This is a genomic window from Neisseria sp. P0001.S005 (genome assembly GCF_051963715.1).
This window is the reverse complement of the sequence record NZ_JBQCTZ010000825.1, coordinates 1-347: the sequence shown is the minus strand read 5'-3', so window position 1 is coordinate 347 and position 347 is coordinate 1. Positions and strand designations below refer to the sequence as shown.

The 347-nt window shown below is 56.8% G+C and carries 1 protein-coding gene; it reads left to right on the top strand.

What is annotated here, in order from left to right:
* The coding region (locus ACTHSP_RS23065) for a NusA N-terminal domain-containing protein (RefSeq protein WP_440347135.1) at positions 1 to 347 on the top strand (347 nt) is incomplete at both ends.

The window sequence follows — 347 nt, the reverse complement described above, 5'->3', positions numbered from 1 at the left end:
GAAATTCCCGGCACAACCATCCAAATCGGCGAATACTACGAAGAGCAGCTGCCAAACGAAGGCTTCGGCCGCCAAGCCGCGCAAACTGCCAAACAAATCATCCTGCAACGCATCCGTGATGCGGAGCGCGAACAAAACCTGAACGAGTTCCTCGCCTCTAAAGAAGACATCGTTTCCGGTACGGTAAAACGTGTCGAGCGCCACGGCATCATCGTTGAAGTCGTCGCGGGCAAACTTGACGCCCTGATTCCGCGCGAAGAAATGATTCCACGCGAAAACTTCCGCAGCGGCGACCGCATCCGCGCCCTCTTCCTGCGTGTGGACGAAATCGGCAATACCGGCCGCAA